The 23,766-nt window shown below is 71.3% G+C and carries 24 protein-coding genes; 6 read left to right on the top strand and 18 right to left on the bottom strand.

Going from position 1 to position 23,766, the window contains the following annotated elements:
- The gene (locus ACIQM3_RS18225; RefSeq protein ID WP_401517834.1) at positions 1-990 is read right to left on the bottom strand and encodes an ABC transporter substrate-binding protein; all 990 of its coding nucleotides are present in this window, start codon (positions 988-990) and stop codon (positions 1-3) included.
- A gap of 211 nt (positions 991-1,201) precedes the next feature.
- On the opposite strand from ACIQM3_RS18225, the gene ACIQM3_RS18220 reads away from it, so the two are divergent.
- Positions 1,202-1,990, top strand: a complete 789-nt coding sequence (locus ACIQM3_RS18220; protein ID WP_401625060.1) for an IclR family transcriptional regulator C-terminal domain-containing protein — start codon at positions 1,202-1,204, stop codon at positions 1,988-1,990.
- A gap of 575 nt (positions 1,991-2,565) precedes the next feature.
- Here the strand turns inward: ACIQM3_RS18220 and ACIQM3_RS18215 are convergent.
- From ACIQM3_RS18215 to ACIQM3_RS18190, 6 genes are all read right to left on the bottom strand, one after another.
- Positions 2,566-3,228 carry a TetR/AcrR family transcriptional regulator gene (locus ACIQM3_RS18215; protein WP_401625057.1) on the bottom strand — a complete coding sequence of 221 codons (663 nt, stop codon included), beginning with the start codon at positions 3,226-3,228 and terminating at the stop codon, positions 2,566-2,568.
- 127 nt (positions 3,229-3,355) lie between these two features.
- Positions 3,356-4,159, bottom strand: coding sequence for an SDR family NAD(P)-dependent oxidoreductase (locus ACIQM3_RS18210; RefSeq protein WP_401625054.1), 804 nt, complete (start codon positions 4,157-4,159; stop codon positions 3,356-3,358).
- Entirely contained in the window at positions 4,156-4,578 is a 423-nt protein-coding gene (locus ACIQM3_RS18205) for a carboxymuconolactone decarboxylase family protein (protein WP_401625051.1), read from the bottom strand. The genes ACIQM3_RS18210 and ACIQM3_RS18205 overlap by 4 nt, the downstream gene beginning before the upstream one ends.
- The gene (locus ACIQM3_RS18200) at positions 4,575-5,786 is read right to left on the bottom strand and encodes a cytochrome P450 (protein ID WP_401625048.1); all 1,212 of its coding nucleotides are present in this window, start codon (positions 5,784-5,786) and stop codon (positions 4,575-4,577) included. The genes ACIQM3_RS18205 and ACIQM3_RS18200 overlap by 4 nt, the downstream gene beginning before the upstream one ends.
- 35 nt (positions 5,787-5,821) lie before the next feature.
- On the bottom strand, positions 5,822-7,021 hold the full coding sequence (locus ACIQM3_RS18195) for an NAD(P)/FAD-dependent oxidoreductase (RefSeq protein ID WP_401625045.1): 1,200 nt from the start codon (positions 7,019-7,021) through the stop codon (positions 5,822-5,824).
- Complete coding sequence (locus ACIQM3_RS18190; RefSeq protein ID WP_401625042.1) at positions 7,018-7,212, bottom strand: ferredoxin; 195 nt, start codon at positions 7,210-7,212, stop codon at positions 7,018-7,020. The genes ACIQM3_RS18195 and ACIQM3_RS18190 overlap by 4 nt, the downstream gene beginning before the upstream one ends.
- Before the next feature lie 168 nt (positions 7,213-7,380).
- Between ACIQM3_RS18190 and ACIQM3_RS18185 the strand changes: the two genes are divergently transcribed.
- Positions 7,381-8,034 carry a TetR/AcrR family transcriptional regulator gene (locus ACIQM3_RS18185; RefSeq protein WP_401625039.1) on the top strand — a complete coding sequence of 218 codons (654 nt, stop codon included), beginning with the start codon at positions 7,381-7,383 and terminating at the stop codon, positions 8,032-8,034.
- Positions 8,035-8,261: 227 nt separating this feature from the next.
- On the opposite strand, the gene ACIQM3_RS18180 is transcribed toward ACIQM3_RS18185, so the two are convergent.
- The gene (locus ACIQM3_RS18180; protein ID WP_401625036.1) at positions 8,262-9,065 is read right to left on the bottom strand and encodes a FadR/GntR family transcriptional regulator; all 804 of its coding nucleotides are present in this window, start codon (positions 9,063-9,065) and stop codon (positions 8,262-8,264) included.
- A gap of 62 nt (positions 9,066-9,127) precedes the next feature.
- A complete protein-coding gene (locus ACIQM3_RS18175) occupies positions 9,128-10,324 on the bottom strand; it encodes a CaiB/BaiF CoA transferase family protein (protein WP_401625034.1) in 1,197 nt (398 codons plus the stop codon).
- A 235-nt stretch (positions 10,325-10,559) separates the two neighbouring features.
- Here ACIQM3_RS18175 and ACIQM3_RS18170 point away from each other — a divergent pair, with 235 nt between their 5' ends.
- Together ACIQM3_RS18170 and ACIQM3_RS18165 are read left to right on the top strand one after the other, a co-directional pair.
- Complete coding sequence (locus ACIQM3_RS18170; protein ID WP_401625032.1) at positions 10,560-11,591, top strand: LLM class F420-dependent oxidoreductase; 1,032 nt, start codon at positions 10,560-10,562, stop codon at positions 11,589-11,591.
- The gene (locus tag ACIQM3_RS18165; RefSeq protein ID WP_401625029.1) at positions 11,588-13,132 is read left to right on the top strand and encodes a class I adenylate-forming enzyme family protein; all 1,545 of its coding nucleotides are present in this window, start codon (positions 11,588-11,590) and stop codon (positions 13,130-13,132) included. Before ACIQM3_RS18170 ends, ACIQM3_RS18165 begins: the two co-directional genes overlap by 4 nt.
- Positions 13,133-13,211: 79 nt before the next feature.
- Here ACIQM3_RS18165 and ACIQM3_RS18160 read toward each other — a convergent pair whose 3' ends face one another.
- The 3 genes from ACIQM3_RS18160 to ACIQM3_RS18150 form a co-directional block, all read right to left on the bottom strand.
- The gene (locus ACIQM3_RS18160; RefSeq protein WP_401625026.1) at positions 13,212-13,889 is read right to left on the bottom strand and encodes a TetR/AcrR family transcriptional regulator; all 678 of its coding nucleotides are present in this window, start codon (positions 13,887-13,889) and stop codon (positions 13,212-13,214) included.
- Positions 13,890-14,028: 139 nt separating this feature from the next.
- Positions 14,029-15,336, bottom strand: coding sequence for a class I adenylate-forming enzyme family protein (locus ACIQM3_RS18155; RefSeq protein WP_401625023.1), 1,308 nt, complete (start codon positions 15,334-15,336; stop codon positions 14,029-14,031).
- A 50-nt stretch (positions 15,337-15,386) separates the two neighbouring features.
- Positions 15,387-16,205 carry an enoyl-CoA hydratase gene (locus ACIQM3_RS18150; RefSeq protein ID WP_401625020.1) on the bottom strand — a complete coding sequence of 273 codons (819 nt, stop codon included), beginning with the start codon at positions 16,203-16,205 and terminating at the stop codon, positions 15,387-15,389.
- Positions 16,206-16,416: 211 nt separating this feature from the next.
- On the opposite strand from ACIQM3_RS18150, the gene ACIQM3_RS18145 reads away from it, so the two are divergent.
- Together ACIQM3_RS18145 and ACIQM3_RS18140 are read left to right on the top strand one after the other, a co-directional pair.
- Entirely contained in the window at positions 16,417-17,895 is a 1,479-nt protein-coding gene (locus ACIQM3_RS18145; protein WP_401625017.1) for an aldehyde dehydrogenase family protein, read from the top strand.
- Positions 17,892-18,674, top strand: a complete 783-nt coding sequence (locus ACIQM3_RS18140) for an SDR family oxidoreductase (RefSeq protein WP_401625015.1) — start codon at positions 17,892-17,894, stop codon at positions 18,672-18,674. Before ACIQM3_RS18145 ends, ACIQM3_RS18140 begins: the two co-directional genes overlap by 4 nt.
- A 118-nt stretch (positions 18,675-18,792) precedes the next feature.
- Here ACIQM3_RS18140 and ACIQM3_RS18135 read toward each other — a convergent pair whose 3' ends face one another.
- From ACIQM3_RS18135 to ACIQM3_RS18110, 6 genes are all read right to left on the bottom strand, one after another.
- Positions 18,793-19,104 carry a hypothetical protein gene (locus ACIQM3_RS18135; protein WP_401625012.1) on the bottom strand — a complete coding sequence of 104 codons (312 nt, stop codon included), beginning with the start codon at positions 19,102-19,104 and terminating at the stop codon, positions 18,793-18,795.
- Between the two features lie 109 nt (positions 19,105-19,213).
- Positions 19,214-19,987, bottom strand: coding sequence for an enoyl-CoA hydratase/isomerase family protein (locus ACIQM3_RS18130; protein ID WP_401625010.1), 774 nt, complete (start codon positions 19,985-19,987; stop codon positions 19,214-19,216).
- Entirely contained in the window at positions 19,984-21,138 is a 1,155-nt protein-coding gene (locus tag ACIQM3_RS18125) for an acyl-CoA dehydrogenase family protein (protein WP_401626443.1), read from the bottom strand. The genes ACIQM3_RS18130 and ACIQM3_RS18125 overlap by 4 nt, the downstream gene beginning before the upstream one ends.
- Positions 21,139-21,222: 84 nt before the next feature.
- Complete coding sequence (locus tag ACIQM3_RS18120; RefSeq protein WP_401625007.1) at positions 21,223-22,278, bottom strand: MBL fold metallo-hydrolase; 1,056 nt, start codon at positions 22,276-22,278, stop codon at positions 21,223-21,225.
- Complete coding sequence (locus tag ACIQM3_RS18115) at positions 22,275-22,835, bottom strand: DoxX family protein (protein WP_401625005.1); 561 nt, start codon at positions 22,833-22,835, stop codon at positions 22,275-22,277. Before ACIQM3_RS18115 ends, ACIQM3_RS18120 begins: the two co-directional genes overlap by 4 nt.
- Entirely contained in the window at positions 22,832-23,713 is an 882-nt protein-coding gene (locus ACIQM3_RS18110; RefSeq protein WP_401625002.1) for an enoyl-CoA hydratase-related protein, read from the bottom strand. Before ACIQM3_RS18110 ends, ACIQM3_RS18115 begins: the two co-directional genes overlap by 4 nt.
- Positions 23,714-23,766 lie beyond the last annotated feature (53 nt).

Here is a 23,766-nt window from a genome sequence, read left to right as displayed (position 1 = left end):
TCAGTCGGCCGTTCCCGACCACACCAGGTCGTCGTAGGAGATGTCGTCGTCGTCGATCAGGCCGTACGCGCTGGCGGTCTTGACGAACGTCTCGACGGAGGCCGGCTTGATCTCGGGTGCGAAGGTCGGCAGGGTCACCTTCTGGGCCACCGCGGGGTCGATCTTCATGAACGAGGAGAGCTGTGCCCGGGTCTCCCGGGGGTGTGCCTGCGCGTAGGCCAGTGATTCGTCGATGGCGGCCTTCACGGCGGTGAAGAGTTCAGGGTTCTTCTTCAGCTGTGCCTCGGAGGTGAAGTACACCGACGTGGTCAGGCTGGTCTCGGCCAGGTCGAGGTAGGGCGATGAGATGACCCGGGTGCCCGCGTCCGCGGCGATGGTGTCGAACGGCTCGGCGGTGACCATGGCGTCGATGTCGCCCTTGCCGAGCGCGGTGACCGCGTCGGGGAAGGGCATTTCGACGAACTCGACCGTCTCCGAATCGCCCCTGTCCGCGTCCACTCCGGCCTGGCCCAGCATCTGGAGGAGGTTGTTGAGCGTGTTGACGCTGACCTTCTTGCCCGCGAGGTCGGCCGCCGACTTGATCGGGCTGTCCTTGGGGACTCTGATCATCGTCACGTCCTTGCCTTCGGTACCCGTGGAATTGGATCCGGAGGCGATCACCTTCAGGGGCAGGCCCTGGCCGCGGGCCGAGAGGACCGAGACGATGTTGCTGAACGCGAACTGGTACTGCCCGCTGACCACCGGCGGCACGAGGGCCGCGCCGCCCTGGGCGGTCTTGATGTCGAGCTTGATTCCGCGCTCGGAGAAGAATCCCTGCTTCTCCCCCAGGTAGAGCGCGGCCACGTCGATGACCGGGATGAAACCGGCCTGCACGGTCACCGGCGTCTTGGACGAGGGGACCAGCCCCCCTCCCGACGACTCTCCGCTGCCGCAGGCGGTGAGCGACAGAGCCAGTCCGGCTGCGGCCGCCAGCGCCGTCCTTCTGCGCATGATCGGGAACTCCATCGTTCCTCCACGAGACAGGGGCCCGGCGAACCGGACCAGATGTGCGTGAGGAGGACCATACATATCTGAACACCCGTGCGCTAGACGCACGCACAACCGTTCGCTGTGCGTACACTGCTGTTCGTGTCCGACGGCGAAACCCTCCGACGGATGTGGGAAGGTGGTCGCCGCCACCGCCGGGACTGGGAGACAAGACATGGAACTGCTCGAAGACGGGCCTGGGGACACGGACTTCGTCCAGTCACTGGCGCGCGGGCTCGAAGTGATCAGAGCCTTCGACGCCGACCATCCGGCCCGCTCGCTCAGCGACGTCGCCAAGGCGACCGGTCTGTCCCGCGCCTCGGCTCGGCGCTCGCTGCTGACGCTGCTCAAGCTCGGTTACGTACGCAGCGAGGGAGCGCTCTTCGGCCTCACCCCCAAGACCCTCGAACTCGGGCACGCGTACCTGCGGGCACTGTCCACGCCCCAGATCGCCGAACCGCACCTGACGAGCCTGATGCGCGAGGTGCGCGAGACGACGGCACTGTCCGTGCTCGACGGCGATCACGTGGTGCACGTGGCCCGGGTTCCGGCCGGCGGGGTGATCAGCGTGTCCATCAACGTGGGTTCCCGGTTCCCCGCCTACGCCACGGCCATGGGCCGGGTGCTGCTCGCAGGTCTGCCCGAGGACGCCTTCCTGGCCTACCTGGACCGGATCGAGCTCCAGCCCCTGACCGGCCGCACGCTCCGCAGCGCCGACGAGCTGCGCGCGGTCATAGAGACGGCCAGGGCCGACGGCTTCTGCCTCGCCGATCAGGAACTCAACCAGGGGCTGCGAGCCGTGGCCGCCCCCGTGCGTGACCGGTCGGGAGCCGTTATCGCCGCGGCCAACATCGCCGCGAGCGCGGGCATGCGCAGCCTCGACGAACTCCGTGCCATGGTGCCTCGGCTCCAGGAATGCGCCGCCGCCATCGAAACCGACCTGCACCGGGTCACCGGCCCCTGACCGTCCGGCGTGCGGCATGGCTGCGCCGCAGTGAAGAACCGCTGCCCGGCCATGCCGCATGCCCGAGGGCGGGATCAACCGCCTCAAGCGCAACCGGCCGTGGCCACACGGTTCGACAAGCTCGCAGTGCCCTTCGAGGCCACCGTCCTGATCGCTGCTATCGGTGAATGGTTCTGACCTGCCAGCGCTGTCGGAGCAGGTGATGCACCGGGGCCACGGACTGCGCGACCTCGCCTACCTCTTCCTCAGCGCGGCCGACGAGACTCTGCGCAAGTACGAGGGCGAGGTCTTCCACCACTGTCCGGCAAGCCTGGAGAGCCACGGAGTCGACATCGGCCCTGCCGTGGCGTGGAAGAACTACTGCCTGTTTCGCTCGATGCCGTGGACGCGACCATCAAGACGCTCGCCAGGGGCGGCTACGGCCATTCGACCACCGCGCGCGCGGACATCAGAAGACGACCCTGACCAGTTCGATCGTGGAGAACGGCGTCATCGATCTGCTGGACAAGGTGCTCCGCGACGGGTCGTCGTGACGCATGCGCCGGCCCTGAACCGAGGGCCCCGCACAGGACCTCTCAGAGCGGCAGCCCGCGCACTGCCACCGCCACCGCGCTCCGCAGGGCGTCCGCCAAGGTGCCGCCGTCGTCCTCGCCGGGCCGGCGCCAGGCGAAGTCCCTGACTGCCACATGTATGGCCGCCAGCAGCATGCCCGCCTGCACGTTGTCCTCCATCGCGGGCCGCTCCCGCCCGGCACGCTCGGCGAGCACCTCCGCGACCGCCGGTTGCGCTGCGAATGTCTGCCGCATCCACACCGTCTGCAGACTCGGCTCCGTCCGGGTCAGCCGCATCAGATCGAGGACGAGCCGCGCGGTGTCCGGGCCCTCCGCCGCGATCCAATCCTCCCGTTGCAGCGCCTCCAGCAACGGCTTGTCCGTCGGCCAGTCCCCCAGCTGCTGGACGAGTCGTCGGACACCCAGCGCCAGGAGCGGTGCGACGCACTCCTCCTTGGACGGGAAGTAGCGCCACAGCGTACGGGTGGAGATGCTCACCGACTCGGCGATGTCGGCGGCGGAAACCCCCTCCACGCCGCGCTCCGCGAAGAGCTCCACAGCCGCCCGGGCGATGTCCAGGCGTGCGTTCTCCTTACGCCGCTCGGTGAGCGGAGGCCGCCCCGCGCGGGTGCGTCGCGCCCGGCCCGCGTCCTGCTCGGCGCCGGCCGCATCGTCCACGCCAGCCATGACCTGCTCCCCGTTCCGACCACCGACGAAAGCGGAATTGTCTCACGGGGCGCTCGGGGCATCGTGTGCCGACATGTGATCGCCCTGTCCCCGCCGACGTCGGCGGGGACAGGGCGATCACGTTCGTCTACTGCACGCCGGCCCTGAGGGTGAATCCGCCGTCTACGGCCAGGACGGCTCCGGTCACGAAGGCCGACTCCCCGGATGCCAGGAACAGGGCCGCGTTCGCAACGTCCCAACTCGTTCCCTGATGCCCCATGGGCACCATCGCGGCGCGGCGCGCCGCGACCTCCGAGCGGGCCACCCCTCCGGCGCGGGCCGTCGCGTCCACTCCCATCGGGGTGTCCATCATGCCCGGGGCGACACAGTTCACCCTGACGCCGTGCGGGGCGTACTCCAGCGCCAAGTTCCTCGTCAGGGCGTGGACCGCCGCCTTGGAGGTGCTGTACGCGATGGTCTCGCCGCCGGCGAGCAGGCCCGCCATCGAGGAGATGTTGACAATGGTTCCGCTGCCCCGTTCCCGCATGTGCGGAAGCACGGCCTTGCAGGTCAGCCACATACCGGTGAGGTTCACCTCGAAGCCCTGCCGCCAGCGTTCGACCGGCAGGTCCTCAGTGCGGCCGGCCGGGACGATGCCGACGTTGTTGTGGAGGATGTCGACGTGCCCGAGTGCCTCCAGCGCCGCGTCCATGATGCCGGCGCAGTCGGCCTCCGACGTGATGTCGGCCCGGTGGGCCGTCGCGGTCCCGCCTTCCTTCCGTACGAGCTCCGCCGTCTCCTCCGCCGACTCCAGCACCCTGTCCACGACGAGGATGTCGGCACCTTCGCGGGCGAAGGTGAGGGCGACCGCCCGTCCGTTGCCGGTGGTGGTGCCGGGCGTCTGGCCGCCTCCCACCACGATGGCGCGCTTTCCTTCGAGTCTGCTGGTCACAGGTCCTCCACTTCCGTCTTCTTGCCGGTGGCCTTGTCGACGGACCATTCGAAGGACGTGGCAACCGGCCAGCCCGCGTAGTAGGCGATCTGTGCCGCCATCTCCCGCAGTTCCTCCTCGGTCAGGTCACCGCTCTTCAGCGCCGCCCTGATGTGCAGCGGAGCGTGCACCTGGTTGGACTGGAGCACGGCCAGGACGGTGAGCGTGATGATGCGCCGTTCCCGTACCGACAGTCCGGGCCTGTTCCAGAGGTCACCGAAGATGACCTTGGTGGCCAGGTCGCTCACGGAGCCCGGATCGTTCTCGATCACCTCGGCAGGGAAACCCATCACTTCGGCCTGTGTGGCACGGCCGATGTCGTCGAGGTGCGCGAAGTTGTCGGCCTGCTCCGCGCCCGCTCTTCCGCCGGGCGCGTTCACCAGGTGGCCGGAAGGGACTCGAGCCCGTAGGTCAGGGCGTCGTCGTGGAAGTGCAGTTCGCTCTCGTCCACCGCGAGCCGCAGGGTGGGGATCCGCTCGAAGAGCCGGACCCAGGCGACCTGCATCTCGACGCGGGAGAGGTTTTGGCCGAGGCACTGGTGGATGCCGTAGCCGAATCCCATGTGCTTGCGCTCGACGCGGGTCACGTCCAGCTTCTCGGGCTCGGCGAACACCAGCGGGTCGCGGTTGGCGGCGGGCAGGTTGCAGATGATGCCCTCGCCCGCCTTGAGCAGGACGCCGCCCACCTCCATGTCACCGGTGAGGACTCGGCGCGGCTCGGTCTGCACCATGCTCCAGTAGCGCATCATCTCCTCGACGCACGTCGAGGCGCACTTCGCCGGGTCGGAGAGCAGGATCGACCGCTGCTCCGGCTCGCGCAGCAGCGCGAGGATGCCGAGGCCGATCATGTTGGCCGTGGTCTCGTGGCCTGCGCCGATCACCAGCGTGCCGAGGCCCACGGCCTCGTCGAACGTCAGGTCGCCCTTCTCGTCCACGTGCACGTTGACCAGCCGGGACAGCAGCTTGTCGTCGGGGTGACTGCGCTTGTGCTCCATGTGCTTGCTGAGGTTGGCCGTCATCGCGGCGTGCGCGGCCATCTTCTCGTCGTGCGGAAGGCTGAGCTGGACGATCTTCTTCGACGCCTCGTGGATCGCGTGGCGCTCCTGGTAAGGCACGCCCAGCACCTCGCAGATCACGACCGTGGGCAGCGCCAGCGCGAAGTGCTCGATCAGATCCACCGGCCCGTCCATCGCGAGCAGGTCGTCGATGAGCTGGTCGGTGAGTTCGGAGAGGCGCGGGCGCAGTGCTTCGGAGCGCTTGGCCGTGAAGTCCGGGTTGAGGATGCGCCGGATCGGCAGATGCTGGTCGCCGTCCTTGCGGAAGAAGATGTTGCCTTCGACGGCGGGCTGCGCGGAGCTCGTGCTGGGGAAGCCGGGGTCGGTGACGTCGGCGCTGACCGGGGCGCTCGCGCCGAGGATCTGCTGGACGTGGTCGTGGCGGGTGATCAGCCACGGGGTGCTGCCGTTCCAGATCGTGACCCGCTGCGGGGCGCCCGTCTCACGGAAGGCGGTGGCGGTCTCGGGAGGGGCGAAGGGGCAGCCGCGCGTCAGAGGGAAAGCGGGTGTCTCTTCGGGTGCGGAGAGGGTCATGGGGGGTCTCCTAGCTCTGATGTTCTGCGGAGGGGCTATGCGGCGACCGGGACGGACGCCCAGTCGGCGCGGTCGGCGACCAGCGGGCGCAGGGCGCGCAGCGGGCGGACCATGTTGACGCCCACGGCGGCGGTGACTCGTCCCTCCCGGCCGAAGAGGGCGGTGAACCTACGCGACGCGAGGTCACCGTCGACGATCCGCACGGGGTCCGCTCCCCGGGTACGGCCGTAGATCTGGATCTTCATGTCGTACTGGTCGGACCACACGTAGGGCACCGAGGTGAAGGCGCTCGCCTTCCCGGGACCGGCGAGTATGTTGCGGGCCACGGCGAGTCCCTGCTCCGACGCGTTGGTGCGGTGTTCGATGCGCAGCCGGTCCCCGGTGACGGGGTCCGGCCAGGAGGCCACGTCACCGGCCGCCCAGACGTCCGGTGCCGCACACAGTGTGGTGTCGCACAGGACGCCGTTGCCGACGGCCAGGCCGCTGCCCTCGAGCCACTCCACGTTGGGCCGGGCGCCGATCCCGATGAGCACGGTGTCCGCGTGCAGGATCCGGCCGTCGGCGAGCTTCACGCCCGTGGCGCGGACGCCGTCGGACACGACGGCCTCGACCAGCGCCTCCGTCTCCATAAGTACGCCGTGCTCGCGGTGGGCTTCCGTCAGCATGCCGCCGATGTCGGCGCCGACCGCGTCGGCGAGCGGTACCCGCTGGTCCGTCACCATCACGACGTCGCAGCCGAGCCCGGAGGCGACCGCTGCCGCCTCGGCCCCGATGAACCCGCCGCCGACGATGACCAGGCGCGGGCGTGCTGCCAGCTCCGTGGTGAGCGCGAGTGCGTCGTCCAGGGTGCGCAGGACATGGACGCCCCCGATGCCCTCGGTCCCGGGCAGGGTCCGGGCCCGTACGCCCGTGGCGACGACGACCTGGTCGTAGTCGAGGAAGGTCCCGTCCGCCAGCCCGACCCGGTGGCCGGCGACATCCAGGGACCCGGCCGGGGTACCGAGCCTCAGCTCGACGTCGAGCTCTTCGTACGCGGCAGCGGTACGCAGCTGGAGCTTGTCGCGGTCCCACTCACCGGACAGCAGCTGCTTCGACAGCGGCGGCCGGTCGTAGGGGAGGTGCGGCTCGTCCCCGACCAGGACGATCCGGTCGCCGTGACCGAAGCGGCGCAGCCCCTCGACGGCGGCCAGACCGGCGGCGGAAGCGCCGACGACCACGACGCCGTGGGACGTCACGCCCGGACCTCGATGGCTGCCGCGGGGCAGACGGCGGCGGCCTCCTGGACGGCGTCGAACAGTCCGGCCGGCGGGGCCGGGTCCAGGAGGACGACGACTCCGTCGTCGTCACGCTGGTCGAAGACGTCCGGGGCTACCAGGACGCACTGCCCGGCGCCGCAGCACTTGGCCTCGTCGATGGTGATCTGCATGGTGCTCCAATCCCGGCAGGCACGGCGAGATACCGAGCCGCGCCCACCACTAAGTGAACGCTTATGTATATACACCCGTTTACCGATGGAAGGCCAACTCGTCCCGAGTCGCGGACCGTGAGACAGACCACGCGCCTTCCGCGACCGCCCGTGTGTCAGGCTGCGTGCATGCCCAGACATCCCGAAAAGCCCAGCTCGGCTGCGTCGGCTCCGGCCAGAGCCCGGTCACGCAACGTCCGGGGCGAGGGCGAGAAACTGCGGTCGGAGATTCTCGACGCGATGCTTCGCCTGATGGGGGACGAGGCGCGGATGCAGCCCGTCCCGCTGTCGCTGCGAGAGGTCGCTCGCGAGGCGGGCATCACAGCCCCGGCCATCTACCGGCACTTCCCGGACAAGCAGTCACTCAGCCGAGCCGCGTTCGCCCTGCTCTTCGAAGAACTTCTCGGCGCCATGGACCGGGCGGACGCCGAGTCCGCGACACTGCCGCCCGGCGAGCGCCTGGCCGCCCTGGCCCACGCGTACTGCCGGTTCGCTCAGGGCAACACGGCGAGTTTCCGCATCATGTTCGGCGCGTCGGAGCTCGTCGGATCCGGCCCGGACGAAGTCGGGCAGCGGTGGCGCCGCGCAGTCGCCCGGTTGGCCGGAACCGGCATGCGGCTCTCCCAGACCCCGGAAGAGGCAGCGCTCTCCGTCTGGTCGTCGGTACACGGGCGGATCCTCCTCGGGCGCCCCCTCAGCGGCGACGGTCCGGACGACGGCGTACACGACTTCATCGACGCACTCACCCGCTCACTGACCACCACCGACCTGAGGACGGCCTGAACGGCCGGGCTCCGGCCGGGGGCGGCCCCTGCGACGAACCGATCAGCGGTCGATCGGTGGTGCCGCCCGGCCGGAAGGCATGGCCCGGTGCCGGCGTCACAGAAAGCGCGCATGACGCACGAAGCCCCGGCCCACCGTGCGGTGTACCGGGACTTCGGCTTCGGCCGGGGGACGCCGCGTCCGCCGGGCGAGACGCGCGAGCTCCGCCCGGTCGGCGTCCCTCGGTGTCAGTCCAGCACGTCCAGCACGCGGGTCGCCTCGTGGCCTGCGAGGACCAGTTGGTCGGAGGCGTCCAGGTGCCGGCGCCAGTACCCTTCGGCGGCCTCTCCGTCGCCCGCGCGCACCAGCTTCACCAGCTTCGCGTAGGCACGCAGAGCCCGCTCGTACGAGGCCTCGGCGTCGGGCGCGGCCTGGTTACGTGAACTCGCCCTCACCGCAGTCTGGGTCTGGCGCAGGATGATCTCGTGGATCATGCCGGCCATCAGGGCCAGCGTCTGGTTGCCGCACAGTTCGACCAGCCGCAGGTGGAAGCGGGCGGACGCGGCTGCGAAGAGGTCCACTTCGCCGAGCCGGCTCCGGGTCTCCTCAAGGGCGGCCTCCAGGGCGTCGTACGCCTCGCCGTCGCCGCTCTCCGCCAGCAGCCTGGCGGACAACGGCTCGATGGCGCCACGCGCGACGTACACGTCCGCGAGCGTCGCACCCCCCAACTGCAGCTGCAGGCCCGCCGGTTTGGCAACGGCCTCCGCGCCGGGGAAGGTGACCCGGGCGCCGGTGCGTGAGCCGCGGCGCAGTTCCACCAGCCCTTCGGACTCCAGGACCCGGACCGCCTCACGCAGCGTCGGCCGGGAGACTCCGAAGTGCTCGACGAGAGCCGCCTCGTAGGGCAGCGAGTCACCTTCCTTCAGCTCCCCCTCGACGATCATGCGCCGGAGACGGCGCGCGACGAGCTCCCCCGTCTTGGGCGGCCGGATCGCGGTCTGCGGCTCCGCGAGCGGCCGTTCCTGCTTGCTCGCCGGCTCGGACCGGGCCATGGCTGCTCCTCTGTGAATCGACATGGATTACTGAACCACCGAGGATAGTCAGGTCAGCCCGCTCATCGCGCCCCGGTGACACCCACGCGGCCCGACTCCCCCGCTCCCTCGACACCCCAGTCGTTCAGCACGTCCCGGTCACCCGGGTCGGGTTGCGCCAGCCGCCCGGGCGTCCTGGAGAAGCGCGGAGCCGGTGCCGGGACGGTGTGTCCGTCGGTACGGGCGTGTGTGTCGCGGGCCCGCAGGTGAGCGTCCTGTTCCGCCTCGGCCCAGTCCAGCACGGGTGTCGCGCAGGCATCCGTACCGGAGAAGACCTCGTCCCAGGCGGCGCGGGTGCGGGTGGCGAACCTGGCGGCGAACGCCTCGCGCATCCCTTCCCACCCGGCCCGGTCGTGCTGCTTGTCGCCCCACTCCGGCGCCCCGAGGAGTTCCGTGAACTGCCGGTAGAACTGCGGCTCCAGCGCGCCGACCGCGTACCACCCGCCGTCGGCGGTCTCGTACACGTCGTAGAAGGGCGCCCCGGTGTCGAGGATGTTGCTGCCGCGTTCGTCGCGCCAGCCGTTGTGGTGGCGCTCGGACCAGATCATCGACGACAGATGGGTCACGCCGTCGACGATGGCCGCGTCCACCACCTGGCCCTCTCCGGTGGCCCTGGCGTGGTGCAGGGCCGCGAGGACTCCGGTGACCAGGTAGAGGGAGCCGCCGCCGAAGTCGCCCAGCAGGTTCAGCGGCACCTGCGGCGGCCCGCCCGCGCGGCCGATGGCGGCCAGCGCCCCGGTGATCGACAGGTAGTTGATGTCGTGGCCCGCGGAGGTGGCACGCGGTCCGTGCTGGCCCCATCCGGTCATCCGGCCGTAGACCAGTGCGGGGTTGCGCTCCAGGACCCGGTCCGGCCCGAGGCCGAGGCGTTCGGTGACGCCCGGCCGGTAGCCCTCCAGCAGGACGTCGGCACGGGCGGCCAGACCCAGGACCGTCTCCACGCCCTGGGGCTGCTTGAGGTCGACGACCAGCTCACGCTTTCCGCGTGCCAGCAGGTCGGGCAGGACCTGCCCGGACGGGCGCGCGATCCGGACGACGTCGGCGCCGAGTTCGGCGAGGAGCATCCCCGCCATCGGCGCAGGGCCGATGCCGGCCAGCTCGACGACGCGCACCCCGCGCAGGGGCCCCCGGGGCGCGTCTCCTGGTCCTGTTCCGGCGGCGCCCGCCGCCCCCTCCCGGTCCGATCCTGCCGCCGCCTGCCACGGCTGTTCGCGCTCCATGACGTCTCCTTCCGGTCCGGCCGAAGGCGCAGCAGCGCCTGCGGTATCACTCCCACATTTCCTCTAGTCGCTAACCTAGTAAGCGATGTAGCGTATGCGGAAGCCCGCGGGGAACATCGGGCCGACGGGGATACCCGGTGGCGAGCCTTCCCGGCGCGGCGCAGACGATCAGCGCCCGCGGTGACGGCCGAACACCGGACCCTCGACGCGCGTTCTGACAAGGGAGTCGGTTCCGATGCAGCTCAGCACCACCCTTCAATACGCCCGTGATCCACGGGAGACGGCCGCGGAGGCCGTCGCGATGGAGCAGGCGGGACTGGACGCCGCCTGGGTCGCGGAGGCGTACGGCTTCGACGCCCCCACGCTGATGGGATACCTCGCCGCCCGCACCGACCGGCTCCTCATCGGCAGCGGCATCGTCAACGTCTACTCGCGCACGCCTGCCCTTCTCGCGCAGACCGCCGGCGGGCTCGACGCCCTCTCGGACGGTCGCGCACTGCTGGGCCTCGGGGCTTCCGGTCCGCAGGTCGTGGAGGGATGGCACGGCCTCCCGTACGAGAAGCCGCTGGCCCGCACCCGGGAGACGGTCGAGGTCGTACGGGCCGCACTGCGTCGCGAGACGGTCGTCCACGACGGGCGTACGGTGACCATTCCGCTGCCCGCCGAGCGGGGAACCGGGCTGGGCAAGCCGCTGAAGATGATCACTCGTCCCGTGCGGCCCGCCGTGCCGGTCTTCCTCGCGGCGCTGGGCGACCGTAACGTACGGCTCACCGCCGAGATCGCGGACGGCTGGCTGTCGCTGTTCTACCTGCCCGAGCGGGCGGCCGAGGTGTGGGGCCCCTCCCTGGCGGCCGGACGCGCCGAGCGGTCGTCGGACCTCGGCGAACTGCGCGTCGTGGCCGGAGGGATCCTGGCCATCGGTGAGGACAGGGCCGCTCTGCGCGACCTGGCCCGCCCGCAACTCGCCCTCTACATAGGAGGGATGGGTGCGCGCGGCAAGAACTTCTACAACGAACTGGTGTGCCGCTACGGCTACGAGAAGGAGGCGGAGGTGATCCAGGACCTCTATCTCGCGGGCCGCAAGCGCGAAGCCGAAGCCGCCGTACCCGACGATCTCATCGACCGGACGAACCTGCTCGGCCCGGAGGGCTTCGTCCGGGAGCGCATCGCCGCCTACCGCGAGTCGGGCGTGACGATGCTGAACGTGGAACCGGGAGCGGGCACCGACCCCGTCGCCCTGGTGGAGAAGGTGAAGGGGTGGCTGTGAGCAGGGGTATCACGACACTGGGCGCGCGCATCGCGGAGGCGGCCGTCGAACACGCGGGAGCCCTCATGGTCTTCCACACGCCCGAAGGCACCCGGGAACTGACTCTCACCGACGTGCACGAGCAGGCCACCGCAGCCGCTGCGGGGCTCGCGAGGCTCGGCGTGGAGCCCGGCGACGTGGTGGTGGTGCAGCTCCCGAACGGGGTGGAGAGCCTCGTCGCCCACGCGGCCGTGCTGTTGCGCGGCGCGGTCCTGCTGCCCGTCGTCACGATCTACGGACCGCGGGAACTGGGTTTCATCCTGCGGCAATCGGGCGCCAAGGCCCTCATCGCGACCGCCGACCGGGTACGGGAGCGGGCGGCCGGGGAGACCGACGACGGCCTCCGGGTCGTGGCGGTCGGGGACCGGTCCCCCGGCACCGGAGCCGTGCCCTGGAGCGCTCTGGCGGCTTCGCCCTCCGGACCCGGCGCGCCGTCCGCCGCGGCGGACGACATCGCCGCGCTGGTGTACACCTCGGGTACGACAGGCGACCCCAAGGGCGTGCAGCACACGCACCGTTCGCTGCTGTCGGAGATCGGGAACATGCCCGGATCGCGCCAGGGGCTGGTCTACCTCAACCCCTTCCCCCCGGGTCACATCGCCTCGCTCGGGGTGATGCTGCGCGCGCTGATTCTCGGCACGCCGACCGTGTTCATGCAGAAGTGGGACCCCGAAGCGGCGCTGGACCTCATCAGCGCGCACGGGGTGACCGCCTCGGCCGGGGTGCCGTTCCACCTGGCGGGCCTCCTGGACGCCGCGGAACGGTCCGGGCGGAGCCTGGGCACCCTGTGCGACTACCTCGTCGGCGCGGCGAGCGTCGCTCCGGTACTGGTGGAGCGGGCGCATCGGGCGGGTATCGCCGCCTACCGCGCCTACGGGTCCAGCGAACACCCCACCATCACCTCGGGCCGCCCGGACGACCCGGTGGCCTGGCGTGCGTACACGGACGGCCGTCCGATGCCCGGATGCGAGATACGGATCGTCGGTCCCGACGGCCGGGACGTGCCGCCCGGGCAGGACGGCGAGGTCTTCTCACGCGGCCCCGAACTGTTCGCGGGGTACCGTGACGCGTCGTTGAACGAGGGAGCGCTGGCCGAGGGCGGCTGGCTGCGCACCGGGGACGCGGGCCGGGTGGACGCCGACGGCTGCCTCACGATCACGGACCGGCTCAAGGACATCATCGTGCGCGGCGGCGAGAAGATCTCGTCCAAGGAGGTCGAGGACGTCCTCGCCTCCCATCCGTCGGTCGCCGAGGCCGCGGCCGTCGCCGAGCCGGACGCGCGCTACGGCGAGCGGGTGTGCGCGTTCGTCGTGCCCCGGGACGGCACGGAATTCGGTCTGTCCGACGTGGCGGCACACTTCGCGGCGTCCGGGCTCGCCCGGCAGAAGACGCCGGAACGCCTGATCGTCGTGCGGGAGCTACCGCGCACTCCCGCCGGAAAGATCCTCAAGCAGCAGCTGCGTGTGCGTCTCAACGAGGCGTCCGAGGGCGCAACCGGCTGAGCCCCGAGGGCCGGCCCACACGGCGTCAGCCGCACCGTGGGCCGGCCCTCGGCGTGCCGTCATCCAGGGAAGGGCGGCGTCAGAGGCTTTCCGCACGCTCCGGCCGCGCGGCTGTGATCGCGTCGGTCCCGCCGGGCGACGCCCCCAGCGCGCGCAGAGCGAAATCCACCACACGGTCGGCGGATTCCTGCGCGGACACGTTCGCCGCCCCGCTGATCTGCTCGTCGAACGCCTGCCGCACCAGCGCACAGATGGCCCGCGCGTCGGCGCCGGGGTCCTTCGCCCACGGAAAGGCCCCTCCCTCACGGCCCTGTTCGAGAACGAGCGCCACGACGGCCTCCTGCCCCACCTGGGAGCGGGTGCGTTCCGCCGCGTAGCCGCGGGCCCGCATGGCCTGCTCGGAGGTCATGACAAGCACCCGCTGCCTGCGACGGCGGTCGGCCGCCAGATGGAGGGTGCCGTCGACGAATCGGCGCAGTGCGTCCTCCGGCGTGGGCGCGGAGGCGATGGAGCTCTGCAGCTCGGCCATCACACGGTCCGTGTCCCGCCGGAACATCGCGAGCACCAGGTCGTCCTTCGATCCGAAGTGCCGGTAGAAGGCACGGGTCGAGAGCCCCGCTTCGGCCAGGATGTCGCCCACCGACGCGGACGCGCCCTCGCTCGCGGCCAGCACCCGGTAGGCGGCGTCGATGATGCACGCGCGCTCGGCCGCCTGCTCCCGGCCGCGAGAACCTGATTGCCGCGTTTCACGCTTCATGGCGTCTCAGCCTAGTCCCTGAGCAGACGGCGTGCGCCTGCCCCGAAGCCTTGACCAGACCATCGCCCGGGACGCAAGGCGAAAGGGCGACTTTCACACCGCTTGTGACGGCCGGCCCGTCGAGGGCTGGAGTGGGCACTCAGGCGACACGCGTGAGGGCGGAGCCCGCACGCCCGGTGACCGTCAGGAACCCCTCGGCGTCCAGCCGCCCGGCGTCGCCCGTCCTGAGCCATCCGTCCGCGGTCAGATCGGGCTCCCCGCGCTCCGGAAGCCAGTAGCGGAGGAAGCGGTCGGGGCCGCGCGTCTGGATCTCGCCCTCGTGTCCCGCGCACACCACGCCGCCCTCCGCGTCCACGATCCGCACCTCGTTGCCGGGCATAGGCCGGCCGTCGGTCGTGGCCCTCTTGTCCGGCGGCATGGAGGCGGTGCCCGCGGTGACCGTCGGATGCTCGACGGAGCCGTATGCGCGGCAGACGCTCACCCCGGCACGGTCGGCGCGTTCCAGCAGCCCCGGGGGCACCGGACCACGGCCGACGAGATAGTCCGTGAGCGTCCCCACTCCGCGCGCGTCGCTTTCCGCCGCGTCCAGCAGCGCCATCAGCTGGGCAGGCGTACCGGCCGACGAGGTCACGCGCCTGCCATGGATCAGCTCCAACGCCGTGTCCGCGTTCCACCGTTCCAGGAGTACGAGCGACGTACCGTGCAGCAGTGCGTCCAGCAGGGCTGTGAGACCCGCGACGTGCCCGGGCGGGAACGGGTCGAGATGGGTGGTCCGGCTCGACCCGCGCCACACCCTGGTGTGCAGGGTCGCCACCTCGGACAGGACCGAACGGTGGGTGTGGACGACGCCCTTGGCCCCGTCGGCGCCATGGGTGCGGACGAGCACGCCCGGGTCGTCCGGGCGCACGACCGCGTCCGGACGCAGCGGACGGAACGCCTCCAGTGCGGCCCAGTCCACGGCGTCCGACGGCACACCGGCGGCCGGCCACGTCCCCGATACGGCGATCACCCGGCGTAGCGGCGACGGCCCGTCGGACGCGCGGCGTCCGCGCAGCGCGTCGTGGGAGCGCCAGGCCGTGGTGATCAGTGCCGAGGCCCCGGAGCGCTGGAGCGCGAACCGCGTCTCCGCCGCTCCGGTCGTCGAGAGCAGTGGCAGCAGCACCGCACCGCGCAGCAGCACGGCCGCGTGAGCGACCGCGGTGGGGAGGCCGCCGGGCAACTGGACGGCCACCACGTCGCCTGCCCGTACGCCGATGGCCGCCAGGCCCGTCGCCACCCGCAGCGCCCGCTCGTGGATCTCCGCCAGGGACACCTGCCAGACGCCGGTCGGGTCGCGGAACGTCAGCGGTGTCGAGGGGTGGGCCGCCGCGCCGGCGGCCAACGCCGCCGGCAGCACATCCACCGCTTCGCCGGCCGGCACGTGGATGGGACTCGAAGGTGCGAGCATTTCGATCACTCCGATGCGTACAGATGCCTCCGGCGGTCCGGCGGCGGTTTTCACGTTTCGTCTTCGGTCCCGCCCGCGAGCTGGCCGCGTCCCCGCTCCAGGACGGCCAGGCGGCGGGACGCGACGGCCTGCTGGTCACCCACGGCCTCGCCCCGCTCCCAGATCACCCGCTCCCCCGCCCCCGCCGCGCCCGCGCCTTCCTCGGCGGCCGCGTCGTACAGGGTGCGGACCGTGGCCAGCACGTGCGGGTCGACCGTGGCCGCCGACTCGGCCAGCCGGAGCGCGGTGTCCAGCAACCGGCTGTCCGGGACGACTGAGTTGACCAGTCCGATGCGTTCGGCGGTGTGCGCGTCCACGTAGTCCCCGGTGGCCGACATCTGGCGGGCCCACCCCTGCCCGACCGCCAGAGGCAGGCGGGCCGTCAGGCCCCAGCCGGGCACGATGCCGACCCGGGCATGGGTGTCGGCGAACCGGGCGCTCTCGCCGGCGACCAGGAAGTCGCAGGCCAGCGCGATCTCAAGACCACCGGTCACCGCGGGTCCGTTGACGGCGCCGATCACCGGTACGCCGACCGAGGTGAGGGCGGTGACCACGTCGAGCTCGCGCACGTCGGGCGGGCCCTGCTCGGCGACCTCGGTGAGGTCGAGGCCGGCGCAGAACGCCGTGCCTGCGCCGGTGACGACCACCGCCCGTACCTCCCCGTTCGAGGCCTCGGCCCGCAGTCGGGTGAACGCGTCGACGAGCAGGCCGAGGAATTGCCGGGTGAGGGCGTTGCGCCGGCTGGGCCGGTTGAGCAGGACAAGGGCCACGCCGCCGGCCGGCCGGGACACGGCTACGAGAGGCCCCTCGTCGCGGGCAACAGCGGTCACGCGCTCTCCTCCAGAGATTGGTGGCGGGCCATCCGTCGAATCAGAGCCTCGCACCTCTCTCATTTAGTAACATGATTAAACCACCGGAACAAGAGCCGTGCCTCCGGTCCGATGTGTACCGGGCCGAGGCGCACACGGTGGTTCTCGACCGAGCGAGGGACCGCCCATGTGTCGGGAGACCTCCCGGCACACGTCGAACGAAGGGGCAGCCGTGACCACAGCCATCGACCGGACACCACCCGCCGTACACCTGCGGATCGGCGACAGTCGCCGCTCCGAGGGCACGGGCGGCACATTCGACCACGTCAACCCCGTGACGGGTACCGTGGATTCGGCGATTCCGCTGGCCGGTCCCGCCGAGGTCGAGGAGGCGGTGCGGGAGGCCCACGAGGCGTTCCGGGCCTGGCGCCTCACCCGTCCCTCGGAGCGCCGGGCAAAGCTGCTGAAGCTGGCCGGCCTGATCGAGGAGAACGGGGAGGAGTTCGCCCGGCGGGGCACCCTCGACAACGGAACACCCTTCGCGCTGGGTGCGCACTTCGTCGAGACGTCCGCCGAGTGGACGCGGTACTACGCGGGCTGGGCCGACAAGTCGGAGAGCCAGGTCACCTCGATGTTCGCGGCGGACGGCGAGTTCGCATACACCCTGGCGCAGCCGTACGGGGTGATCGGGGTGATCATCACGTGGAACGGCCCGCTGATCTCGCTGGCCATGAAGATCCCGGCGGCGCTGGCCGCCGGCAACACCGTCGTGGTCAAGCCCTCCGAACTCACATCCTACTCCGCGGAGTTGTTCGCCGACCTGGTCGAGGAAGCGGGCTTCCCGCCTGGCGTGGTCAACATCCTCCCCGGCACCGCGGCGGCCGGTGAAGCTCTGGTGTCCCACCCTCTCGTGGAGAAGGTGTCCTTCACCGGCGGCCCGGACACCGCGCGCAAGATCCTGCGCAGCTGCGCGGAGACGATGAAGCCGACGGTGCTCGAACTGGGCGGCAAGTCCGCCAACATCCTGCTGGAGGACGCGGATCTGGACACTGCCTGCACCCTGGGCACCCTCATGTCCGTGGGGACGCTCACCGGCCAGGGATGCGCCTTCCCGACGCGGATGCTGGTGCAGCGCCAAATCTACGAAGCCGCCCTGGAGAAGGTGGCCCAGGTCGCGGCGACGATCACCAGCGGTGATCCGTTCGATCCCACGACGGTCTCGGGGCCACTGATCAACGAGGCCGCCCTCACCCGCGTACTCGGCGTGATCGAGAAGGCGAAGTCCGACGGAGCTCGACTCGTCACCGGCGGATCGCGCGTCGAAGGGGATCTCGCCGGCGGTTATTTCCTCCGGCCTACCGTGTTCGCCGACGTGGACCCTTACAGCGACCTGGCGCAACGAGAAGTGTTCGGACCGGTGCTCGCCGTCATACCGTTCGACACGGACGACGAGGCCGTCGAGATCGCCAACAGCACCCCCTACGGTCTCTCCGCCTACCTCCACACCCAGCAACTGAGCCGCGCGCACCGCATCGCGGAGGAGCTGGTGACGGGGGAAGTCCTCGTCAACGGCGCCGCCAACCTGGCAGTGGGCCGGCCGTTCGGCGGCTGGGGCATCAGCGGGGTCGGCAAGGAAGGCGGACGCCAGGGCTTCGAGGAGTTCCTGCGCACCAAGAGCGTGGCCATCGGCGGGAACGGAGCATCGGCATGAGCGGCACGACATCGGTGAACTGGTCGCTGGACGGCAAGGTGGCGATCGTCACCGGCGCCGCGCCGGGCGGCATCGGCGAGACCTACGCCCGCACACTCGCCGCCGCCGGCGCGGCCGTAATCTGCGCCGACATCCGTGAGGAAGGCGCCGCGAAGGTGGCCGCCGGGCTGGAGGCGGAGGGACACCGGGCGATCGGTGTCGGGGTCGACATCACCGATCCGGACTCGGTGGAGTCGATGACCAGCGCCGCCGCGTCCGCGTTCGGTGGAGTCGACGTCCTGGTCAACAACGCGGCGCTGATGGCCACCGTGCATCCGGGGCCGGTGCTGGAGTGCGACTACGACCACTGGAAGCACGTCATGGACGTCAACCTCAACGGCGCTTACCTGTGCAGCCGCAGCGTCGTCCCGTACATGCGGGAACGCGGCGGCGGCCGGATCGTCAACCAGACGTCCGGCGGCGCGTACCCGCCCAGCACCCTGTACGGCATCACGAAGCTGGCGCTGGTCGGCCTCACCACCACCCTGGCCCGCGACCTGGGCCCCTCACGGATCACCGCCAACGCCATCGCGCCGGGGATGGTCGAGAGCGACGCCGGCAAGGGACTCGTCCCTGAGGGCTCGGCGTTCCGCGAGATGATCAGCCAGGTCGCCGCCATGCAGCCGTTCGCCGAGCCGGAGGAGCTGGCCGGAACCCTCCTGCTGCTCACGACCCCGGCGGGCAACTGGATCACCGGCCAGGTCATCCACGTCGACGGCGGCTGGATCCTGCGGCCCTGAGAACGCGGGAGTGTGGCCGGCGGCATCCGCCGGCCACACTCCCGGGCCGCGATTCAGGCGGTGTCGGCGTCCGCGACCAGGCGTTGGACCACGTGGCGCCGCACCGCTTCCGGATGGGTCAGTCGGATGCGGGAAGCGGCTTGGCACCCTTGACCGGAAGGAGGGCCCCGTCCACAGCCAGGGCGCCGTCACCGGCCTTGGTGCAGAGCAGTTCCAGGCCGAGACCGTCGTCGGCGTAACGCTTGCCCAGCAGGGTTCCCGTCATCCATGCCGGGTCGGACACGCCGTTCCCGCTCTCACCGCCCGCCCGGAGATCGACCATCGCAGCGCCGCCGCAGGTGAGCGTGACCTCCTGCTGCGGTGCCCGGACCACGATGACCGTCGTGGTGTCGACCGTGCTGGAGAGGGTCTGTCCGACTCGTGGCTTCATCTGGAAGCTCCTTCGCTGGGCGTCGCGCGGGATGGCCTTGCCGTCGGCCGTGCCGAGCTCTGGTTAGGGGCCCCCGGGGCTTGGAATGTATAACTGAATTAGCCACGACTCAAGAGGTGCGGCGCCGGCTGAACGCGGCCGCCGCCGCGCGGAACTCCGGCGAGGTGAGCAGACCGCCCTGAATGGCGCCGAGCACCGCCAGCTCGCTCTCGAAATCGGCACCCAGAGCCCGCCGCAGGGCCGCCTTGCTGCTGTACAGCGCCGGCCGGGAGAGCTCCGCCAGGGCCTCCGCCCGCTCCAGGGCCCGCGCGATCAGCCGCTCCGGCTCGACCACCTCGCCGACGAGTCCCCATCCGAGAGCCTCCTCGGCGGTGACACGCCGTCCCGTGAGGACGAGTTCCGCGGCCCGGGTACTGCCGACGGCCCGGGTGAGGAGATGCGCTCCGCCCATGCCGGGCACCAGTCCGGCGCCGATCCAGGAACTGGCGAAGACGGCGTCGGTGCTCGCACAGCGCAGGTCACAGGAGAGCGCCAGATCGAGACCGGCACCCAGCGCGGGGCCGTTCACCGCCGCGATCACGGGAACCGGCGCGGCGGCCAGCGCCCTCACCAGTCGGTGGAATTGACCGTAGACCGTATCGGTCACCGCCCGTGCGCCGCCCTCCGCCACCGCTGACAGCGCGACGAGATCGCCGCCCGCGCAGAAGGCGGAGCCCTCGCCGGTGATCACCACAGCGGCGACGCCCGAGTCGTCACCGGCCTCGCCGACCGCGTCCGCCAAGCGACCCACGAGTTCGGGCGTGAGGGCGTTGCGGCGCTCCGGACGGTCGAGAGTGAGCAGGGCGGCCGGACCCCGGCGCTCGACGCGGAGCCCCGCGCTCATCGCATGCCCGTGAGGTCGCGGGCGATGATGGTGCGCATGACTTCGGACGTGCCGCCGTAGATGGTCTGCACGCGGGCGTCGATGTAGGCACGGGTGACGGGGTACTCCATCATGTAGCCGTATCCGCCGAAGAGCTGGACACAGCGGTCGACGATCCGGCGCTGGGCCTCCGTGGTGGCCAGCTTGCCCTGGGCCGCTTCCACCGCGCTCAGTTCACCGTCGTTGAGCGCGAGCATCGAGGCGTCCACGTACGCCTGGAGCACGTCGGTCTCGGTCTTCATGTCGGCGAGTTCGAACTGGGTGTTCTGGAACTGGGCGAGCGGCTTGCCGAAGGCGGTGCGCTCCTTGGTGTACGCGACGGTCCAAGACAGGACGGCCTGAGCGCCGTACAGGGCCTGGAGCGTGATGCCGAGCCGCTCCCGCGGCAGGCGCTCCATGAGGTGGAGGAAGCCGCGGCCCTCGGTGCCGAGCAGGTTGCGGTCCGGGACGCGCACGTCGTCGAAGAAGAGCTCGGCGGTGTCCTGCGCGTGCAGACCCATCTTCTCGAGCTTCCGCCCGCGGGTGAAGCCCGGCATGCCACGCTCCACCACGAACAGGCTCAGTCCTCGTGAGCCGCCCTCCGGGTCGCTGCGCGCGACGACGATGACGAGGTCGGAGGCGATTCCGTTCGTGATGAAGGTCTTGGCGCCGTTGAGTACCCAGTCGCTTCCGTCCCGCACGGCAGTGGTCCGGATGCCTTGCAGGTCGCTGCCCGCTCCCGGTTCCGTCATCGCGATGGCGCCGATCAGCTCGCCGGCGGCGAGTCCGGGCAGCCATCGCTTCTTCTGCTCCGGCGTCGCCAGGTCCATCAGGTACGGCAAGGTGATGTCGTCCTGAAGGCCGAATCCGGAGTTCAGGGAGGCGGCTCCCACCCGTGCCAGCTCCTCGATGACGACGCTGCGGTAACGGATGTCGTCCACCCCGCTGCCGCCGTGCTCCTCGGGTACCGCGAGACCGATCACGCCTTGCCGGCCCGCCGCCAGCCAGGTGGAGCGGTCCACCATGCGCTCGGCCTCCCACCGCGCCTGATGCGGGACCACCTCCCGCTCGACGAACTCACGGACCGTTGACCGGTATTGCTCGTGCTCCGGTTCGTAGAGCCTGCGCCGCATGCGTACCTCCCCGACAGTAGCCACCCAGCTATTCAATCTAAGTTAAAACAGTAAGACGATAAACTCAAGGAATGCGGCGGCCACTCACTTCCGGCCGGCGGCGGCGCGGCCGAGCTGCTGGGCGCCCCGGTCCGTCAACACCCATCCGGCCGGCGGGCCGGAGAGCTCCCGCGCGAGTCCCTGCGCCCGCAGCCGCGCCAGCAGGGATGTCGCACGGCTGACGGTCGCGTGCAGCGGGAAGCCCCGCAGCCCATCGAGGGTGCCGCGCTTGCGCAGCAGCCCGGCGATCTCCCATGCGGTCGCGGGGCCCCGGGCGAGGATCGCGACGGTGTCCGACAGACGCCCCGCGTGGTACGCGCGGATCTGCGTCAGCCTGCCGGGGAGGTCGGTGTACCGCTCCTCGTGCGCCGGAAGCACCTCGGCGGGTTCCAGCAGTTCCAGCCGGTCCAGGGATTCGAGGTAGCGGCCGAGCGGGTCGTCCCCGGCGCGGCGCGGTTCCTGGACCGCCACGACCGTGCGCGCGAGCACCTGGTCGCCGGCGAAGAGCAGCCGGTGCCGGGCGTCCCAGAAGCAGAGGTGACCAGGGCTGTGCCCGGGTGTCCAGACCGCGGTCAGCTCCCGGCCGGGGATCTCCGGCCGCTGCCCGTCCTCGATCAGTACGTCCGGGCCGCCGACCCGGTGCCCGCTGTGCAGCCCCACTTCGGCGAGGACCGCGTCCATGGCGTCCTGCGGCGCCCCGGCCCTTCCCAGCAGCGCCGCGAGGCGTTCCGCCGGGTCGGTGCGGTAGTGCCGCAGCTCCGTCGCGTCCAGGGGGTGGAGGCCGACCCAGGCTCCTGACGCCTCGCGGATGCGGGGCGCCAGACCGTAGTGGTCCATGTGGGAGTGGCTGACCGCGATTCCGCGTACGTCCTCCACCCGGGTGCCCAGCAGGGCGAGCCCGCCGACCAGTGCGGACCAGCACTCGTCGGTGTCCCAGCCGGCGTCGATGAGGTACGGGCCGGCGTCGCTCTCCACCACGTAGACGGTCACGGTGCCCGGCGCGGCGGGCAGCGGCAGGGTGAGGGCCCACAGCCCGGGCCGGATCAGCACCGGGACCGCCGCCCCTCCCCCGGCCCGGCCGGGCTCGCCCGCGTCCGTCACGCCGGATCCCCGTCCGCCGGCCCGCTGTTCGCCTCTCCCTCGGGGCGGTAGCAGACCTTGAGCAGCAGGGCGGCAGCCGCCGCGCCGACTCCTGCGGCGAGCGCCGCCTGACGGGGCCCCTCGGCGCGCCGGCCGACGAGCGCGTCCAGCGAGTGGCGGCCGTTCCCGAGGGCGGCGAGCGAGACAGCGGCGCCCGCGACGACGGCCGTGTACTCCCAGCCGCCCTTGAAGACGAAAAAGCCCTTGCCCCGGTGGTCGGTGCGGGCGGCAACGGCCATGAGGCCCACGGCCGCGGCTGCGGGCAGCGGCGCGGCGACACCGAGGACCAGGCCCGCGCCCGCCGCCAGCTCGGAAGCGGCAGCCATCCGCGCGTGCGCGGCGGCGGGCCGGAGCCCCAGGGACTCGAACCACGAGGTGGTGCCCCGCAGCCCGCCGGGCCCCTTGATCTTGTTCCAGCCGTGGGCGAGGAGCATCGGGCCGAGTGTGGCGCGCAGGACCAGGGCCGCCGCGTCGCGGCCCGTCGTCCCGGCCCGGGGTGAGGATGTCGGTGTGGTCACGGAGTCAGCCTTCCTTGCGGTACGTCGTCGTTCTCGGTGGTGGCACGGGTCGGGGGCAGCGGCGTGAACACCGGGCGGCGCTTCTCGGAGCGGGCCGCCAGAGCTTCCGCCAGGTCCGGGCCGTCGAAGGAGGTGTCCATCAGGGCGAACGCGCGCCGGACGGCGTCGTCGCGGGGCCGGTCCAGGTCCCCCCACACCTGGGCCTTGATCGCGGCCAGCGAGGCCGGCGAACAGCTCTCCGCCAGTTCGGTGGCGTGCGCGAGGGCTCGCGTGAGTGCCTCGCCGGGCTCGGTCACGTGCTGCACCAGCCCGATGCGGGCGGCCTCCTCGGCGCTGACGGTGCCGCCCGAGAAGAGCAGTTCGAGGGCGTGGGTGGTTCCCACGACGCGGGGAAGCAGCCAGGACACCCCGTACTCGGCGACCAGCCCCAGCCGGGCGAAACTGCTGCTGATGGTCGCGGTGGAGGCCGCGTACCGGATGTCGCTGCCCAGCAGGTAGGCGAAGCCGATCCCGGCGACCGGTCCGTTGATCGCCGCTATCACCGGTTTCCGCAGCCGGAGCGCGAGATCGGGCAGGTCCTCGGCCCGCGGCACGAACCGATGGATGGCGTCCGGCCCCTGGCGGAGCACGGCCAGATCCGCTCCCGCGCAGAAGCCGCGTCCCGCTCCGGTGACGACGATCGCGCGCACGGCCGGGTCGGCGTCGGCGGCGCGCAGCGCGTCCGCGTAAGCCGTCGCCATGGGCAGGGTCATGGCGTTGAGGACCTTCGGGCGGTTCAGGGTGATGACCGCCACGTGGCCCACCTGGCTCACCAGGACGGGAGGCGCATCCTCTTCGGACGTGGTTGATTCGGAGGTCGTGGTGCCTGTGCTCTGCATGGAGCCGCCTTTCTCGGTGCGACGCACGGTGGTGGGTGACCTTGGGCCCGGCC

This window comes from Streptomyces sp. NPDC091271, from assembly GCF_044757505.1.
Classification (GTDB): Bacteria; Actinomycetota; Actinomycetes; order Streptomycetales; family Streptomycetaceae; genus Streptomyces.
The sequence above is the reverse complement of the archived record's forward strand: the minus strand, read 5'-3'. Positions and strand labels throughout refer to the sequence as shown.

Excerpts from the sequence above, each read along its gene's own strand:
- ACIQM3_RS18190 (WP_401625042.1), bottom strand. The coding sequence starts at position 7,212 with ATGCAGATCACCATCGACGAGGCCAAGTGCTGCGGCGCCGGGCAGTGC.
- ACIQM3_RS18170 (WP_401625032.1), top strand. The coding sequence starts at position 10,560 with ATGCAGCTCAGCACCACCCTTCAATACGCCCGTGATCCACGGGAGACG.
- ACIQM3_RS18175 (WP_401625034.1), bottom strand. The coding sequence starts at position 10,324 with ATGGAGCGCGAACAGCCGTGGCAGGCGGCGGCAGGATCGGACCGGGAG.
- ACIQM3_RS18185 (WP_401625039.1), top strand. The coding sequence starts at position 7,381 with ATGCCCAGACATCCCGAAAAGCCCAGCTCGGCTGCGTCGGCTCCGGCC.
- ACIQM3_RS18200 (WP_401625048.1), bottom strand. The coding sequence starts at position 5,786 with ATGACCCTCTCCGCACCCGAAGAGACACCCGCTTTCCCTCTGACGCGC.
- ACIQM3_RS18130 (WP_401625010.1), bottom strand. The coding sequence starts at position 19,987 with ATGAGCGCGGGGCTCCGCGTCGAGCGCCGGGGTCCGGCCGCCCTGCTC.
- ACIQM3_RS18135 (WP_401625012.1), bottom strand. The coding sequence starts at position 19,104 with ATGAAGCCACGAGTCGGACAGACCCTCTCCAGCACGGTCGACACCACG.
- ACIQM3_RS18125 (WP_401626443.1), bottom strand. The coding sequence starts at position 21,138 with ATGCGGCGCAGGCTCTACGAACCGGAGCACGAGCAATACCGGTCAACG.
- ACIQM3_RS18180 (WP_401625036.1), bottom strand. The coding sequence starts at position 9,065 with ATGGCCCGGTCCGAGCCGGCGAGCAAGCAGGAACGGCCGCTCGCGGAG.
- ACIQM3_RS18160 (WP_401625026.1), bottom strand. The coding sequence starts at position 13,889 with ATGAAGCGTGAAACGCGGCAATCAGGTTCTCGCGGCCGGGAGCAGGCG.
- ACIQM3_RS18220 (WP_401625060.1), top strand. The coding sequence starts at position 1,202 with ATGGAACTGCTCGAAGACGGGCCTGGGGACACGGACTTCGTCCAGTCA.
- ACIQM3_RS18155 (WP_401625023.1), bottom strand. The coding sequence starts at position 15,336 with ATGCTCGCACCTTCGAGTCCCATCCACGTGCCGGCCGGCGAAGCGGTG.
- ACIQM3_RS18215 (WP_401625057.1), bottom strand. The coding sequence starts at position 3,228 with ATGGCTGGCGTGGACGATGCGGCCGGCGCCGAGCAGGACGCGGGCCGG.
- ACIQM3_RS18225 (WP_401517834.1), bottom strand. The coding sequence starts at position 990 with ATGCGCAGAAGGACGGCGCTGGCGGCCGCAGCCGGACTGGCTCTGTCG.
- ACIQM3_RS18140 (WP_401625015.1), top strand. The coding sequence starts at position 17,892 with ATGAGCGGCACGACATCGGTGAACTGGTCGCTGGACGGCAAGGTGGCG.
- ACIQM3_RS18110 (WP_401625002.1), bottom strand. The coding sequence starts at position 23,713 with ATGCAGAGCACAGGCACCACGACCTCCGAATCAACCACGTCCGAAGAG.